12 protein-coding genes are annotated in these 15,555 nt (G+C 69.8%); 1 reads left to right on the top strand and 11 read right to left on the bottom strand.

The features are described 5' to 3' along the window. Position 1: 1 nt before the first annotated feature. The 5 genes from ACSMTC_RS32315 to ACSMTC_RS32295 form a co-directional block, all read right to left on the bottom strand. Positions 2-1,627 (bottom strand): alpha/beta hydrolase, encoded by a 1,626-nt coding sequence (locus tag ACSMTC_RS32315; protein WP_436563275.1) that lies wholly within the window; start codon positions 1,625-1,627, stop codon positions 2-4. A gap of 325 nt (positions 1,628-1,952) precedes the next feature. Further along, the gene (locus ACSMTC_RS32310; RefSeq protein WP_436563274.1) at positions 1,953-3,785 is read right to left on the bottom strand and encodes an alpha-keto acid decarboxylase family protein; all 1,833 of its coding nucleotides are present in this window, start codon (positions 3,783-3,785) and stop codon (positions 1,953-1,955) included. Beyond that, positions 3,782-5,893: a flavin monoamine oxidase family protein gene (locus tag ACSMTC_RS32305; protein ID WP_436563273.1), complete on the bottom strand. Its 2,112-nt coding sequence runs from the start codon at positions 5,891-5,893 to the stop codon at positions 3,782-3,784. The genes ACSMTC_RS32310 and ACSMTC_RS32305 overlap by 4 nt, the downstream gene beginning before the upstream one ends. A 16-nt stretch (positions 5,894-5,909) precedes the next feature. Continuing rightward, a complete protein-coding gene (locus ACSMTC_RS32300) occupies positions 5,910-7,394 on the bottom strand; it encodes a Dyp-type peroxidase (RefSeq protein WP_436564878.1) in 1,485 nt (494 codons plus the stop codon). Positions 7,395-7,754: 360 nt separating this feature from the next. Beyond that, positions 7,755-8,279 (bottom strand): RICIN domain-containing protein, encoded by a 525-nt coding sequence (locus ACSMTC_RS32295; protein WP_436563272.1) that lies wholly within the window; start codon positions 8,277-8,279, stop codon positions 7,755-7,757. Positions 8,280-8,646: 367 nt separating this feature from the next. Between ACSMTC_RS32295 and ACSMTC_RS32290 the strand changes: the two genes are divergently transcribed. Further along, a complete protein-coding gene (locus tag ACSMTC_RS32290; protein ID WP_436563271.1) occupies positions 8,647-9,204 on the top strand; it encodes a hypothetical protein in 558 nt (185 codons plus the stop codon). A gap of 16 nt (positions 9,205-9,220) precedes the next feature. On the opposite strand, the gene ACSMTC_RS32285 is transcribed toward ACSMTC_RS32290, so the two are convergent. From ACSMTC_RS32285 to ACSMTC_RS32260, 6 genes are all read right to left on the bottom strand, one after another. Continuing rightward, a complete protein-coding gene (locus tag ACSMTC_RS32285; RefSeq protein WP_436563270.1) occupies positions 9,221-9,586 on the bottom strand; it encodes a YidH family protein in 366 nt (121 codons plus the stop codon). A 138-nt stretch (positions 9,587-9,724) separates the two neighbouring features. After that, the gene (locus ACSMTC_RS32280; RefSeq protein ID WP_436563269.1) at positions 9,725-10,396 is read right to left on the bottom strand and encodes a hypothetical protein; all 672 of its coding nucleotides are present in this window, start codon (positions 10,394-10,396) and stop codon (positions 9,725-9,727) included. 69 nt (positions 10,397-10,465) lie between these two features. Then, positions 10,466-10,867 carry a hypothetical protein gene (locus ACSMTC_RS32275; RefSeq protein WP_436563268.1) on the bottom strand — a complete coding sequence of 134 codons (402 nt, stop codon included), beginning with the start codon at positions 10,865-10,867 and terminating at the stop codon, positions 10,466-10,468. Positions 10,868-11,570: 703 nt separating this feature from the next. Continuing rightward, positions 11,571-12,092 (bottom strand): DUF6114 domain-containing protein, encoded by a 522-nt coding sequence (locus tag ACSMTC_RS32270; RefSeq protein WP_436563267.1) that lies wholly within the window; start codon positions 12,090-12,092, stop codon positions 11,571-11,573. A gap of 45 nt (positions 12,093-12,137) precedes the next feature. After that, complete coding sequence (locus ACSMTC_RS32265) at positions 12,138-12,764, bottom strand: DUF6230 family protein (protein WP_436563266.1); 627 nt, start codon at positions 12,762-12,764, stop codon at positions 12,138-12,140. Between the two features lie 355 nt (positions 12,765-13,119). Further along, positions 13,120-15,477: an arylsulfatase gene (locus tag ACSMTC_RS32260; RefSeq protein ID WP_436563265.1), complete on the bottom strand. Its 2,358-nt coding sequence runs from the start codon at positions 15,475-15,477 to the stop codon at positions 13,120-13,122. Between the last annotated feature and the right edge of the window lie 78 nt (positions 15,478-15,555).

Below are 15,555 nucleotides of genomic sequence, written 5' to 3'. Positions count from 1 at the left end.
GCTATCGGAGGACGCCGTGGACGGCCTCGGGGTCGGCGGGCGGGAGGGGGGTGGCGACGGTGGTGGTCCTGGCGGTGAGGGTCGGGGACGGGGTCACGTAGACGGGGGTGGGCTCGGGTTCGGGGGCGCAGGTCTTGGCGATGCGGCCGCCGCCCTTGGGGAGGCTGCCGTCGCGGAGGTAGGCGGTGAAGGTGTCGTCGAGACAGGCGTTGCCGTGGAAGAGGATTTCGTGGAAGCTGCCGCCGGTCTGGACGACCAGCTTCGAGCCGGGCAGTGCGTCGTGCATGGCGAGCCCGCCCTCGTACGGGGTGGCGGCGTCCTCGGTGGCCTGGAAGAGCAGGACGGGTGGCAGGCCCTTGCCGGTGATCTTCGTCCGGCCGGCGGGGTTGCCCTGGTAGGGCCAGAACATGCAGGCGGCATTGTACCACATGTTGTCGTAGGTGTAGAAGGGCGCGGTGGTGTTGACCTTGGCCTGATCCTTCTTCCAGAACTCCCAGTCACGCGGCCAGGCGTTCTCGGTGCACTGCAGCGCGTTGTACGCCGGGAAGGCGCCGTCGTCGGCGCCGGGCGCCGCGTAGCGGTTGTAGGCGATGGTCAGCGGCTGGGTGTCGTGCCGGGTGAGGTAGGCCGAGAGCACGGTGGCCATCCTGGGCCAGCGCAGGAAGTTGTAACCACCGCCGTAGAAGGTGTCCTCGAACTCGGCCGGGCCGATCTTGCCGGGGGCCGGGGCCGCCTCCACCGGGCTGGTCCGCAGGGCGGCCTCGACCTGGTAGTACGCCTTCTCGACCGTGGCGGCGTCCGTGCCCAGGTGGTAGACCGAGTCGGCCTTGGCCGTCCAGGCCGCGAAGGCGTCGAAGCGGCGCTGGTGCTCCTTGTCCTGCAGGATGTTGTGGTCGTACCAGCTGACGGTCGGGCCGACGATGCTGTCCAGCACCATCCGCCGGACATGCGAGGGGAAGAGCTGGCCGTACGTGGAGCCCAGCGAGGTACCCCAGGAGCCGCCGTAGAAGTTGATCTTCGGTACACCGAGTGCCCGCCGGATGCTGTCCATGTCGCGCGCGTTGTCGACGGTGGTCATGTGCGGCAGAAGCCAGGACCAGTCGGCGGCGCAGTCGGCGGCATACCCGGCCGACTTCGCCAGCCAGGCCTTCGAAGTGCCCTGGCTCATCTGGTAGTCGGGCCGCCCGGCGTCGAAGTAGTGGGCGTCGCAGACGACATGGGGCTCGCTGCCGTTGGTGCCGCGCGGGTCGAAGCCGATCCAGTCGTAGGTCGAGGCGACGTCCTTCGGAATCTGCCCGGAGATGTAGGCGGGCATCCAGAGCCCGGAGTCCCCGGGGCCACCGGGGTTGAGCAGGATCGGGCCCTGCTGCCTGTCCTTGGGCGCGGTGGCGGGAAGCCTGTTCACCTTGATCTTGATCTTCCGGCCGTTCGGGTCGGCGTAGTCCACCGGCACGTCGAGCATCGCGCACTGCAGTGCGGGTGTGGTGGTGTCGTTGCAGGAACTCCAGACGAGCTTCCCCTGCCCGGTGTCCTCGGGCGCGGCGGCACCGGGCGCGGCACTGGCAGAGACTCCACTGAGAGCGGCGACGGCCGTGGCGGCCGACAGTAGGGCGATGACTCTTCTCATGGGAGCATGATGTGATATGTGCAATGTCACATCTAGAGTGTCGACCTGACGTTACCAAGGTGTTACTGCAGTGGAGTTGAGGCTGCGCAGTCGGTGTCGGTGACCTCCGGGTTGCAGGCCTGGCGCTACCGGATGATCAGTTGGTGGCTGGGGGTCGGAATCGCGATGTGGAGGTGGCACCGAACCCCAGAAGGAAGAAGCCCCTGGCCACGACCTCGGATACTCAGCGGGGCTCAGGAAGAATTCGTGGGCTGTCGCACACTGAGCACGGGTGCGGCGCGCACCGGCCCCGGTCTCGGACTGGGGCCGGTGCGCCGTACGGCGGTTACTTGCACTTCTCGTCGATCTTGTACTGGAGTGCCCGCGGGTAGTCGTGCCGGCTGAGCCGGACGCGGACCAGGATCGGCGCGTGGTTGACGTCGTTGCCGGGATCGGCGATGTCGAGCAGGAGTGAGTCGAGCTCGGCGTGGGTGGTGAGCTCGTACCCGTGCATCCGGTCCTTTTCCGTGCCGAAGACCTCGGCCAGTTTCTCGTACCGCCACGGGTGGAGCACGTTGTAGAAGTCGGCCCCGTCGGACGGCTTCTCCTTGTAGTAGCAGGGGCTGACCAGCATTTGTTCGATGCCGTAGAAGCCCTCGTTGTCCAGTACGAAGACCACCGGCCGCAGGTGGTGGCGCACCTGGGTGGACAGCTCCTGGCAGATCTCCTGGAACGAGCCGTCCCCGACGAACACCAGCGGCCGCTTCATGGGCTGCTGTCGGCCCAGCGCAACGCCGGTGGCCGCGCCGACCGAGTAGCCGATGGACAGCCAGCTGTTCTGTGCCAGGAAGCCGGCCCGCTCGGTGATCCGCAGGTTCATCGATCCGAGCAGTGCGAACGCCGCGTCCGAGACCACCGTGAACGGTGAGGGGGCCTGCGGGTCCCCGCCGGTGGCCTGGTGCTCCAGGAAGAAGTTGATGTGCTGGAAGAAGCTGTCGTAGGTCAGCTCCTCCGGGTACTGGTCGGCGCTCAGCGAGTCCAGGTAGTCGGACGTGCTGGCGGGGACGTCCAGGCCCGCCGCGTGCGCCAGCGCGAAGTGGTCCGCCGGGAAGGTCTGTCCCGCCAGTGCTTTGCGCAACGCCGGGATGAACCGCCCCAGTTGGACCTCGGGGAAGTAGTTGGCGCCGACGCTGACACCGTCGCGGGCCGCCACGATCCAGTCGTCGCCGATCGACTGCTCGCCGCCGAGGTTCTTGGACGTGGACCAGGTTCCCAGGCCGATCCGGCATCCGGCGTTCTTGAAGGTCTTCCGGATCTCCGGCAGGCTCGCCTTGCCGTTGTAGACGCCGGCGAACAGCGGATGCCGTTCGGAGACCACGGACTTCGCGCCGACCGTGGTGCAGAACTGCATTCGGGTGCTCTGGACGAACTCCAGCAGTTCGTCCTCCAGCCGCTGGCGGACCAGTTCCTCGCCGGCCCAGACGATCGGTGTGCCGAACTCGCCGATCAGCTCCACCGCCGCCGTGACCGCCTTGGCCAGCATCTCCTCGTTCCGCTTGGTGAACGTCCGCTCGTGAGCCCGGAGTTCACCCTGCGGGGGATCGCACGGCGCGTGCCAGAGGTCCTCCATCACCTCCAGGTAGACCGGCTTGCGCTCGGTCAGGCACGCGGTGATCGCGCTGTCGATCTGCCAGGGCGCGAGCCCCGGGTTGGAGAGCACCTGCGCGTCCACCGTGACCTGCCGGTAGACGTTCAGGTTGCTCTCCCGGCGCGGGCTCATGTGCGAGGTGAGCAGGCCGACCGCCTGCTGGTTGAGCCACTGCTCGTACGAGGGCGCCGCGTTGATCGCGATCAGCGGCACGTCCTCGACGTACGCGCCGCCGACCGTGTTGAGCAGGCTGAACGCGCCCACTCCGTAGGTCACCGCGACGGCGCCGATGCCCTGCTCGCCCTTGTCCGGGTCGGCGTCGGCGGCCCGCACCCGGGCGTAGGCGTCCGCGGCGTAGCCGCCGCCCATCTCGGTCGGGGTGCCGATCCAGCGCACGCTGGTGGTGGCCTGCATGGTCGTCAGGAACGGGCCGAGGAAGTCGCCCGGCACCCCGAACAGGTACCGGATGCCCAACTGCTCCAGCCTGGTGGCCAGGTATCGGCCCACCGTCCAATCGTGGTTGCCGCTCATCTGCTCAGCGCCTCCTGTCGGCGTTCCCGGCGGGCCTGTACCTCGGGCCGGATCTCCGGTTCCGCCGGGGGCGGCGGAGGTGGTGCCTCGTGGACGGCGATGGCCGCCCGGACGGCGGTTTCCACCGCGCCCTCGATCCAGGCGTGCTTGAGCGAGACGTGCTCGCCGGCGAAGTGCACCGGGCCCTCGGGCTTGACCGCGTCGAGGTGGAAGCTGGTCATCTGGTGCGGGGTGTACACCGCCGCCTCGCCGAAGGCGTACGGGTCGCGCAGCCAGCTCTGGGTCTTCCCGTAGCCGGTGTAGAACACCTCGATCCGCCGGCCGTGCACCGACTGAAGGTTGCGCAGCGCGTAGACGTACCGCTCGTCGTCCTCCATGGAGTCCCAGCGCACCGCGTCGTCCGACCAGCTGTAGCCGGCCAGCACCACGCCGCCGCCGTCGCTGTCGGGCACCGGGTGCGAGGGGTAGTACATGAAGCGGTTCGGGTTGTCGGTGGTCGAGCCGCCGCCGAAGCAGTTGGTGGCGGGGCGCACGTTCGCCCGGAGCAGCGGGGTGTGCTGGTAGACCTCGCGCTGGGCCTGGCTGATCCGGCGCTCGTCCACGCTCGCGTGCGCGCCGAGCAGCACGTTCGGCAGGTTGGGCGGGGGCCGGTGGCCGTTGTGGGCGACGGCGACGGCCGCCTCGGCGTCCTCCTCGCCGGCCCGCTGGTAGTACTCGTACAGGCCGGGTGCGATGGAGTCGAGTTCGGTCTTCCAGTCCGCCTCGGTCAACTCCCACCAGCGGCGGGAGAACTCCAGCAGCACCTTGGTGGCCTGGTCGTAGTGGGTCTCGATGATCGCCCGGCGTTTCTTGTACGAGAACGGGGGCGTCACCTGGACGAACCGCAGGGCGGAGAACGGGACCGTGACGATCGCGAAGTCGCCCTTCCAGACGTCGGGTTCGGCTTCGGGGTCGTCCTCGGGGACGGTCTGGACCGCGACCTGCGGCCCGTTGGGGCCGACGTCGCGGCCGGCCCCGCCGTCGCGGCGCGGGTCCCAGTACTCGATCCGGATCATCCGCTCGCCCATCCGCAGCTCTTCCCGGAGCTCCTCGGCGAGCACGTGGGGCAGCTTCCAGCTGCCGCCCGAGATCTCCCAGTAGGTGGCCGTCGGGTTGATGTCGCTGCGGCCCAGGAAGGTGTGGAAGAAGGACAGGTGCAGCCGCGAGGTCATGTTCTCGATCGTGCCGATCGCCTCGACGGCCTCGTCACTGAAGCCCGCGTGCTCGCGCAGGAAGCGGCCCATCGAGTAGCCGTCGAAGTCGCGGATCACCCGGGCCCAGCCGTCCAGCCACTCGGCGAACGGCTTGTTCACCCGCTTGCCGTCCTTGATCACCGAGTAGTAGTCGCGGACCGGCTCCAGTGCCTGGTTGACCATGTCGGCGGCGGTGATCCGCACCTCGCCGCCGGTGAGGTGGAAGCCCTCGTTGATACAGCTGGGGTCGGCGGCGTACTCACTGCGGCGGGCCTGGATCCGGTTGGCGCGGATCCAGGAGTTGAAGCGCTTGACCGGTTCGCGGAAGTCCGGGCTGTCCGCGCCGTACTTCCAGATCCTGCCGGGCTCGAAGGACTCGTAGACCACCGGCGGGACGGGCGCGTTCTGGTTGCCGGTGTCCGGATCGACGTCGACGTTGAAGAACAGCTGCCGGCTCAGGCCGAGTCTGTCGACGAGCGCCAGGGTGAGCGGGTGGAAGCTGGGCAGCCGCATCGCTCCGGCCTCGGCGTACTGCTCCGGGTCGTAGAACGGGCCGTCCTCCTCGTGGCCGGTGGCGCGGAAGGTCTTGATCCGGCCGCCCACCCGGTTGGCGTTGGCCTCCAGGATGGTGACGTTGTGCCCGGCGTCCTTGAGCAGCTTCCCGGCGACCAGACCGGCGATCCCGGCGCCGACGATCAGCACGTCCTTGGGCCTGTCCGTCTCCGGGATGCCGTCCTTGATCAGGACGTCGAGGTAGCGCAGCTTCAGGTCCCTGTCGTCCGGACCGACCAGCAGCAGCTCGCGCGCCAGCTGTCGGCAGGTCCGCCAGTGGGCGCGGTCGTTGGCCGTGCCCTCGACGGTGGGGTTCTCGCTCATGACCTCTCCTCGCCGCTCAGGAGCTGATCGACTTGTTGGGGAGGTCGTTGCCCTCGGCGAGCAGCCGCAGCGTGCTGATCGAGGGGGTGAAGGCGTAGAGCGCGCCCGTGGTGCGGACGAAGCGCTTCATGTCGACCGTGCCGGAGGTGCCGTCCGCCAGCTCGATCGAGGCATTGCCGGCGAGGCCGGTGACCTTGTCGAAGCCGTTGGCGACCACCTGGTCCGGCTGGCTCTCCCCGGGAGGGAACGTGTCGGAGTTGGACCAGTGCTGCTGGACCAGTTCGAACTGCTCCTCCAGCGAGGTGCCGTAACAGACGAACATCAGCCCGCGGTCCTTGCCGTCGTCCGGGCCGCCCTTGAACTGCGGGCCGTACGGGATGCCCCGGCGCATCAGGCGGTGGCTCTTCGGCTTCTTGTCGACGATGCCGGCGAAGACACGCGGATGGGTGCGGCGGATGTGCGCGACCCAGGGGGTGTGCCGGCCGACGGGGTCGTTCGCGTAGTCGAAGTCGTTGCGGTCCGAGCCGAGGCCGGTCACGGCGCTGCACGGCGGGGCGAGCGGAGTGCCGTCCTTCGCGCGGCCGACCAGACAGGCACCGAGCCGGTTGGCATCCATGTTCCCGGTGAAGTTCTTGACGCCGTCCACCACCGCCTTGTTCCAGCCGGCGACGTCCTGGCGGAGGCGGCGCACCACCTGGAGGGAGCCGTTCTTCATCCAGGCCGGCGCCTTCCGGTCGCCCGTCTCGCTCTTGTAGCCGAAGACGAACTCGCCGGGTTCGATCAGCTCGGCCCCGGCGTGGTTGTCGCGGAAACCCTTGCGGCTGGCGTCCTCGCGGTGGAAGTCCTTGACACCGGGCTGGGAGATGCCGTCCTTGTAGCCGAACTGCTCGTGCCCCTTCAGATCACCCGTCAGGGTGCGGCCCTCGTCCACATGGACGCGCGTGATCTGGTGGGTCTGCTCGACCGTGTCGAGGTTCTTCAGCTTCTCCTTCAGCAGTTCCTCGGTGTCCGCGGCGACGATGAGGACCGCGTGCACCGCCTTGTCGCCGGTCCCGGCCCCGAACAGCCAGGTCTTGGGGTCGCTCTCGCCGGTGTCCCCGAGGTCCTGGGCCCGCGCGGCCGCGCCCGCGCAGAACGACGTGAAGGTGCTGAGGTCCTTCTTGATCTGATCGGGCTTGTTGGCGACCGTCACGAGGCCCTCGAAGGTGAGGGAGACCCCGCAGCGGACGGTGGTGATCGACGGGTCGCGGCCGAAGGCCCGGCGGGCCAGCGAGAACTGCTCGTTGAAGTCCTCCGTCTCATTGGTCGTCGCGACGGTGTTGAGGATCGCGGAGAGCCAGCCCCGGCCCCTGGTGGCGTCCGGGAAGTGCAGGTAGCGGAAGTCCATGAAGTCCTTGTTGAACGCGGCCAGGATGTTGCCCTGGATGTCGGTGGACCCACGCAGCTCCGGCTGGGGCAACTGCTCGACGGACGGGACGGCCGTGGGACGGATGGGGGTCATGGTCACGGTGGGGCTCCTCGCATGGGATGGCGGGCGGCGGCAGATTCGTACACGGACGGCATGATCGCCATCGATCACAAAACGTGACGAATTGGATACCTAACGTAGGTTCGCTGTGGCCCTGGGCCCTGTCAAACGGAGGTCAACCCCTCGGCGCCGGCGTACCAGCAGGTCGATCACAGCCGCCCGGCCTGCCACCGCAAGACCGACCGGGCGGCGCCGGAGTGCGTCGGTGACCTTCGGCGAAGGCCCGCAGCCGGCGCCGCTCGTCCCCTCTGCCGGGTCAGAAGCCCCGACAGCCCCGGCAAACCGAACTCGCACTGCCCGCAAGGGCAGTGCGAGTCGGAAACGGGTGAGCGGCTACCGCTCCACGATCCTGAACTGCTGGTTGAACGCACCGTCGCAGTCGTACTGGATGATCGGGGTGCCGTCCACCGGGCTACGGCCCTTCACGTCAAGGCACTTGTCGGCGAACGTCCGGATCTCATACCGGCCACTGCCGACCGCCATGATCCTGAACTGCTGGTTGAACGCACCGTCGCAGCCGTACTGGATGATCGGGGTACCGTCCACCGGGCTACGGTCCTTCACGTCGAGGCACTTGTCGGCGAACGTCCGGATCTCATACCGGCCACTGCCGAGTGCCCTGAACCTGAACTGCTGGTTGAACGCACCGTCGCAGCCGTACTGGATGATCGGGGTACCGTCCACCGGGCTGCGGTCCTTCACGTCGAAGCACTTGTCGGCGAACGTCCGGATCTCGAACTCACCGCCCTGCCGCCTGTCGACGGCCGGGGATGCCTGAGCCGCAGCGAGCGGCGCCAGCGCGGCGGCGGCCATGCCCAGAACGGTCGGAACGCGCCATGCCTTCGAGGAGAAACGCACGAAGCCACCTCTTTCGTGGGAGGTCTACCTGTCCGCCCCAGCGTCGACTGCCCCAACGCCCTGCAGTCACGCGAACAGCCAGGCCTCACCCTGTTGCAGCAGCACAAACCCACCAACGAGTGAGCCGACCGAATCCCGTTGACGCCACCGCACGCCATGCCCTGCCAGCCACCACGGCGACCTTCCCCCGAGGACCGATCCCCTCAACCCCGGATCCCTCGTCACAAGTCGCGTGCGCGGGCAGGCCGTGGAAACCTGATGGGAGTGAGGCAACCGGGTGGACGGTGTGCCCCGGCTCGGAGCCGGCCGCGACCGTCCACCGCTCGTCCGTGTGCCACCACCGGGTTCCCGCATGCTGCACCAGGCCATGTACGCAATCGCCCTGGGGGTCATGGTCTTCTGCGCCACGAACATCGACACCTGGGGGCTGCTGGTCGCGCTCTTCCTGGGCGATCGCCGTCTCCGCACCGGCCTGCTGACGACGGCGCTGCTCACGGCTCTGGTCGTGATGCTGGTCCTCGGGGCGCTGGGCGGCCTGCTGGGCCGGTTGCTGACGCCCTCGTACCTCAGACTGCTGGGCGTCGTTCCGGTGCTGCTGGGCCTGTACGGCCTGTTCAGCGGGGGTGGTTCCGGCCTGCCCTGGCCCATGGCGACGGGCTGTCGCGATCTGGGGTGGTACTTCCTGCTGTTCCTGGCCACCGGCGGCGACAACGTGAGCGTGTTCGCGGTGGCCTTCTCGCGGTTGACGCTCGGTGAAGGCACCGTTCTGGCGGGAGTGCAACTCGTCCTGGCCCCACTGCTGATCAGGGTCGCGGCCGGTGTCCGTACCTGCTGCGACCGGAGCCGGCTGGTCCGCAGGTGCCGCCCGTGGCTCTCCTCCGCGGTACTCGTCCTCGTCGGAGTGACGGTGCTGGCGGCAGGCTGAGCCGGGCTTCGGAGGGTCAGACCAGGACCAGGACGGCGATCAGCGCCATCAGGGTCACCACCGTCGCGGCGGTGACCACCCCGGACCGCGCCGGGGCGAAGACTCCGGCCTCCAGCTGTGTGCCCACCGATCGGAAACGCACCGTGCCGTACGCGCTCACCAGCAGCCCGGCCAGGATCAGGATCGCCCCCGAGATCACCGCGTGGAGCCCCCGGTGCGGCGCGAACTTGGCGACGGCGACACCCAGTGCGGCCACGCTGATGCCGGTGCGAAGCCACGCCAGGTAGGTCCGCTCGTTGGCCAGGTGGTCCCGGGCCCGGCTGCCGGTGTTGGGAGGGGCACCCTCGGGGAGCTCGCGGCCCATCTGTCGCTCCTGTCCCACGGCGGTGACTCTCGGGACCGAGAGCCTGACGGAGTGTGAGGATAGCGGTGCGCTCCCGCTCGCGACGGCAGCCATGCGGAGGGGGATCCGGGCCCACCGGCGGCGGCCGCCGGCCTCACCCGGCCCGTCGACGGGCACTCACGGAGCGCCTGGCGCACGCCGGTGAAGGCGGTCGGCCAGGAGCAGGAAACCGCTGACGGCCAGGATCCAGACCGGGAACACCAGCTCCGACCAGGGGACGAAACCGGCGATGAACAGCAGGTAGAACGCGGCGAGGTAGCCCAGCCAGGCCAGCCAGCGCGGGAAGATACCCAGTTTCCGGCCGATCGACGTGGTGGACACCGCGAACACGGCCGCCATCCGGGTGGAGTAGCCCGAGAGCACGGCCAGCGCGAGGTGGCGCCCGTACCCCCAGGAGGGGGGCTGCGCGGCCCCCCGGGACTGGTAGGAGGCCAGTACGCTGTCGGCGGCCGCGGCGAGGACGAAGAGCATCGCCACGAACAGCAGCCCGCTCCCCAGGAAGAGGGTGGCGAAGAACCGGTCCTCCGCCTTGCCGACGCGGTCCCGTACGACGCCCATGAACCAGAGGAAGAGCACTCCGGCGAACGGCACCAGGCTCAGCACCACACGCAGGGTGTCCTGGTGGGAGGGGCTGGCAAGCCGGCCGGCGCCCGCGGCCGGGCCGGCCGGGAGCGTGGTGCGGATCAGCACGATGACGGCACCCAGCACCAGTGCGCAGAGGACTCCCGCGATCCCGGCGGCACGGGGTGTCCGCAGTACCGCTTCCGGCGGGTCCTCGGCGGTTCGCATGACGTCCTCCTCTGCCGGGCGCCCCATGGCCTCACCCGGCCGTCGGGGGTGCTTCGTCCGGAATCCGCATCAGGTCCGGACCTCGCTCAGCCGCATGCCCGGAACGGACAGGTCCGTGGCGACCAGACGTGCCCGGAAGACGGTCACGTCCTCGAAGGTGAGGGTTCGTTCGGGTGAGTGCGGCGCCGCGACGTCCGCACCGTAGAGCCACTGCGGGACGGCGTCCGGGGTGATCACGGCGGAACGGTCGCCGGGGAGCGGGCCGTCGCCGAGGCCGGTGACACGGCCGGACAGGCTCTCCGCGTAGAGCGTCACCGAACCGCCGGCGAGGGTGGCGGTGGAGCCGGGCTCGGCCCGAAGATGCCGGGTCACCCCGTCGCCGTCGATGGCGAGATCGAGGTCGCCGACGTCCATGGAACGGGCGGTGAACCTCAGCACCCGCCTGGGCCCGGCCGGGGTTCCCTCGGTCACCACGCTGAGAACGCCCTCGTGGAGCACCAGCCTGCGCGACCTCAGGTTCCACCGGGCTCCCGGCGTCCCGGTAGGCCCTCCGTCCTTCGATGCGACGGGTCTGACGCCCTTCCCGGGGTCGGCGGTCTCCGGCCGTGCCGCGGGGACGGGGCTCCGGCCGGCGGTCGCGCTCGGGGCGGTACCGGTCGGGGCGCTACCGGTCGGCGCGGTACCGGTCGGCGCGGGCGGACCGCACGCGGGACTCGCGGCGGCCGTACCCGGGCCCTGGCCGCCCGCGGCGCCCGGGCCCAAGACCCCGGCCTGTGGCTTCTCCTGGTGCGGCAGGGCACCCGGTGCCGGTGCACCCGCCCTGGGAGTGCCCGGTGCCGAGGAGACCGTCGGCTCCGGTGATCCCTCCGCCGTCGGCCGGGCCCCGCGCTGCGAGGGCACCGCGGGGCCAGGGGCGCAGCCGTCCCCGTGGTACCCGTCGGCTGGACCGGACCTGGCCGTGACCGTACCGCTCGGGGCCGGCTGCCCGGCCCCGGACGGTGCCTCGGGCGGGGCCATCGCGGCCATCAGCAGCGCCGCCGGCACGGCGGTCAGTGCCAGCACGCTCCCCATCGGTCGCCGCGGCCGGACGGGTGGAGGGGCCACCGGCTGCGGGGCGGCTCCACCGGCGCGCCGCGCGCCCGGCACCGCGTCGGTCCGGCTGTCCCGGGCGCGGTCACTCCCCACCGTGCCCCCCTCCCGCGTGGTTCACGGAAGCCATGCCCGGGCTCTGGGCCTCGGAGCCCGCGAACCGCTCCACCAGGGTCGGCGCTTCGGCGGCCCACCACGCCTCGTCCGGCGGAGACCACGCGCAGGCGAGCGAGCCGCCGACGAGCCCGGGGAGCATGCCCAGCAGGAAACCGCCGAAGTTGGCGACCGGGACGGAGACCAGTGAGAGCACGATCGCCGCGGCTCCGGCGAAGACCCGCGACTGCTGCTGCAGCCAGAGCGTGACGCCCAGCACGATGAGCAGGATCCCGATGAGCAGTGCTCCGGCTCCGGCGGTGGTGGACAGTGCCAGCGGCAGTCCGCCCAGCGAGAGGTGGGTGTAGGGGAAGTAGATGATCGGGGCGCTCGCCGAGATGGTCAGCGCTCCGGCCCAGAAGGGGCGGGTGCCGCGCCAGATCCGGAACCTTCGCCGCACTCCGGCGGCTCGGCCGAGCGGCCCGGACAGGTCATGGGTGGTCGTGTTCGTCACGTGGCAGCTCCTGTTCCGCGCCGTGCCCACTTCTCCGCCGCAGTCTCAGAAGCACTCGTGCGTGCCTGGTTTGAGCGTCAGGCGTGTCCCGGGCAGGTCCAGGGTGGCGGCCGAACCGGCCACCCCGGTCGCACGTACGTCGGTCAGCGTCGCGGCGGTGGACTGCGCCGCGAAGCCGTTGGGGTCGAAGAACGGCGAGCGCCGGTCGCCCGGGTTGACGTCACCGGTGGTGAGTGAGCCCGCCGCGATGCCGATGTCGACGTTGTGGAGGGAGGCCTGGCCGGCACTCAGGACCGTGATGTCCAGGAAGAGGTCCTTCGCCCTGGCCGGGGTGCCGTCCTCGGCCGAGGTGAGCCTGAGCGTGAACGGGCCGAGGAGCGGGATCGGAACGACCAGGGACTGGCACAGCCCTTTGATCGACGCCCGCTCGACCCCCGTGACCAGGACCGGGATGTGCTCCCCGCTGCGGGTCGTGTCCACCATGCCGTACAGGCTCAGGCCCTCACCGGTCAGCGACCTCGCGAAGATCTTGAACTCCTGGCCGGAGATGAAGAACGAGGCCGCCAGCGCTCCCTGGGCCAGGCTGACCGTGACCGCCGCGGCGGCGACCATGCTCGGTGCCAGCACGCAGGCGAAACGCTTCCACCGGGTTCTGCCGAAGTCTCCGGGCATGCCTTCTCTTCTCCTCTCGTACCCAGGCACCCGCTCGGCTCGGAACCACCGCCGGCGGGTGTACCTGCCGGTCGTTCGCATCCGTGCGGAGGGCCTCAGTCCGGTGGCCGCTCCCGGGGGCGGGCCGACGCCCGTGGCACTACGGGGGCCTGGAATGACCGGGAGGGTGAATACCGGCGTCGTCGGTTGACGACGGTCCGTCACGGCCGATCATGGGTTACCCCGTCCGGCCACGCAAGCGGTGGCGCCGGGCCGGTGCTCCCTGCCACTCGGTCGGCCCAGTCCGACCGGCCCACGGCGCGCTCGCACCGCGGAGCCGGCGTTCCGGCCCGGTCCGCGGTGCGTCGTACGCGTGTCAGTCCCGGGAGAGCATGGCGGCGGCTTCGCGTTCCAGGTCGACGTACGGTTCGCCGCTGAGGTCGACCGCGACCCGCTTGAGGGTTCCTCCGGTGAAGGCCCAGGGGGCGGTGCCGGGGTAGTCGTCGGTGACGGGATCGCCCCGGTCGCAGCCGACGTTGAGGCCCTCACCCGCGATGCCGAACTTGCCGGGCTGGGTCCTGATGCTCCGCTCGCCGACCTTGCGCGCGCCGTAGTAGAGGCTGAGGGTGCCGCGGGCGATACCGGGGCCGTCCTCCCCCTCCCGGTCGAACGAGGCCGCCAGAATCAGGTTCTGACCGGTCGGCAGGTCCTCGGTGGCACTGAGGTGCTGTATCTCCCTGCCGAGGAAGTTGTAGACGTAGTGCAGCCGGTTGTCCTTGACGTACAGCGCGTGGCCGCCGAACCGGCTGCCCTGCGCGAACAGCACCCCGGACGCGCCCGGTTCCGGCAGGTCGACCGCGGCTCCGACCACGTACGAACGGTTGCGGACGCTCGGGCTGGCCGACTCCGACACCTCGGAGCCGCCGGGGCGGTACACATAGCGGTTGCGCGGCGCCGTCATCTGCGGGCGCGGGGTGGTGAGGATCTCGACGGCGGAGCGGTCGTCGAGCGGGTACGCCTGGTTGGCGCCGGCCTCGTGGTACCACAGGCCGATGAGCTCGGCGAGCTTGCCGGGCTCCTGCTCGGCGAGGTCGTGCATCTCGGAGCGGTCCTGGTCGGTGTGGTAGAGCTCCCAGGTGTCCTCGCTGAACCGGCCCCAGCCGCTGATGGCGGGGTGGGTGGTGACGGCCTTCCACCCGTCGTGCCAGATACCCCGGGTGCCGAGCATCGAGTAGAACTGGGTGTGCTTGGCGGTCGGGATGGTTCCGGTGTCGAAGCTGTAGCGCATGCTGATGCCCTGGATGGGGTGCTGGGTGTAGCCCTTGACCGTGTCGGGCTGTTCGACTCCCAGGCAGTCCAGCAGGGTCGGCACGATGTCGATCGCGTGGTGGTACTGCTCGCGGAGCTCACCGTGGGCCTTGATGCCGTTCGGCCAGGAGATGACGCACGGGTCGCAGATGCCGCCGTTGAAGGAGTAGCGCTTCCACATCTTGAACGGGGCGTTGAAGGCCATCGCCCAGCCGTTCGGGTAGTGGTTGTAGGTCCTGGTGCTGCCCAGGTCGTCCAGCAGGGCCATGTTCTGGGCCAGGTCGTCGGGCATGCTGTTGGCGATGTTGTTCTCGTTGACCGAGCCGTTGGGGCCGCCCTCGCCGCTGGCGCCGTTGTCGGAGACCACCACGATGATGGTGTTGTCCAGCTGCTCGATCTCCTCCAGGTAGGCGAGCAGCCGGCCGATCTGGTCGTCGCAGTGGGTGAGGAAGCCCGCGTAGGTCTCGGCCATCCGGGCGAACAGCCGCTTCTCGTCGTCGTTCAGGGTGTCCCACGGCCGGGTGTAGTCCAGGGCCGGGAAGGGCTGTCCCTCCGGGCCGCTGCGGGTCTCTGGGGTGCCGATCGGGTTGACGGGCGGCATCTCGGTGTTCTGCGGGAGCAGGCCCAGCCGCTTCTGCCGTTCCAGGGTCTGGCGGCGGATCTCCTCGTACCCGGCGTCGAAGCGCCCCCGGTAGCGCTCGACCCACTCCCTGGGCACCTGGTGCGGGGCATGGGCGCAGCCGGGAGCGTAGTACAGGAAGACCGGCCGGTCGGGGGTGATGGCCTTGACGTCGTCGATGTACTGGATGGCCTTGTCGGTGATGTCGACGCTGAAGTGGTAGCCCTCCTCGGGCGTGGCGGGCTGCTCGACGGGGTGGTTGTCATGGACGAGGTTGGGGTAGTACTGGCTGGTCTCGGCGCCCAGGAAGCCGTAGAAGCGCTCGAAACCGCGGCCGAGCGGCCAGTCCCGCTTGGTGGAGGCCAGGTTCATCTCGTCCTCGGCGCACAGGTGCCACTTGCCGACCATCGCGGTGCTGAAGCCCTGGTCGACCAGCATCTCGGCGAGGGTGGCGCACTGCGGGGGGACATGGCCGTTCGCACCCGGGAAGCCGACCGCGGCCTCGCTGATGCACGCCATGCCGTTGACCGTGTGGTTGCGGCCGGTCAGCAGGCAGGAGCGGGTGGGCGAACAGAGCGCGGTGGTGTGCCACTGCGCGTAGCGAAGGCCCTTCGCGGCGATCCTGTCGATGTTCGGTGTCTCGATCGGACCGCCGTAGCAGCTCATGGCGCCGTAGCCCACGTCGTCGAGCACGATGTAGAGGACGTTCGGTGTCCCGCCTCTGGCCTTCGGCTGCTCGTAGGGGCCCCAGTCCGGGACGGAGTCGCGGATGTCGAGGTTGACGACACCTCGGAATGGCTTGGGCATGGGGTTGCCTCCTCACGCACCGTCCGGTTTCGGGCCTCGCCGACCGCGCGGCCGAGGCACCTCACGCGTAGTCAGGAC

Source organism: Kitasatospora sp. HPM-01-4 (genome assembly GCF_051374625.1).
Taxonomy (GTDB): domain Bacteria; phylum Actinomycetota; class Actinomycetes; order Streptomycetales; family Streptomycetaceae; genus Kitasatospora.
Note: the sequence above shows the minus strand (reverse complement) of the source record. Positions and strands in the feature narration are given on the sequence as shown.

Coding starts and splice junctions, on each gene's coding strand:
- ACSMTC_RS32300 (WP_436564878.1), bottom strand. CDS start 7,394: ATGACCCCCATCCGTCCCACGGCCGTCCCGTCCGTCGAGCAGTTGCCC.
- ACSMTC_RS32305 (WP_436563273.1), bottom strand. CDS start 5,893: ATGAGCGAGAACCCCACCGTCGAGGGCACGGCCAACGACCGCGCCCAC.
- ACSMTC_RS32315 (WP_436563275.1), bottom strand. CDS start 1,627: ATGAGAAGAGTCATCGCCCTACTGTCGGCCGCCACGGCCGTCGCCGCT.
- ACSMTC_RS32310 (WP_436563274.1), bottom strand. CDS start 3,785: ATGAGCGGCAACCACGATTGGACGGTGGGCCGATACCTGGCCACCAGG.
- ACSMTC_RS32260 (WP_436563265.1), bottom strand. CDS start 15,477: ATGCCCAAGCCATTCCGAGGTGTCGTCAACCTCGACATCCGCGACTCC.
- ACSMTC_RS32280 (WP_436563269.1), bottom strand. CDS start 10,396: ATGCGAACCGCCGAGGACCCGCCGGAAGCGGTACTGCGGACACCCCGT.
- ACSMTC_RS32265 (WP_436563266.1), bottom strand. CDS start 12,764: ATGCCCGGAGACTTCGGCAGAACCCGGTGGAAGCGTTTCGCCTGCGTG.
- ACSMTC_RS32290 (WP_436563271.1), top strand. CDS start 8,647: ATGTACGCAATCGCCCTGGGGGTCATGGTCTTCTGCGCCACGAACATC.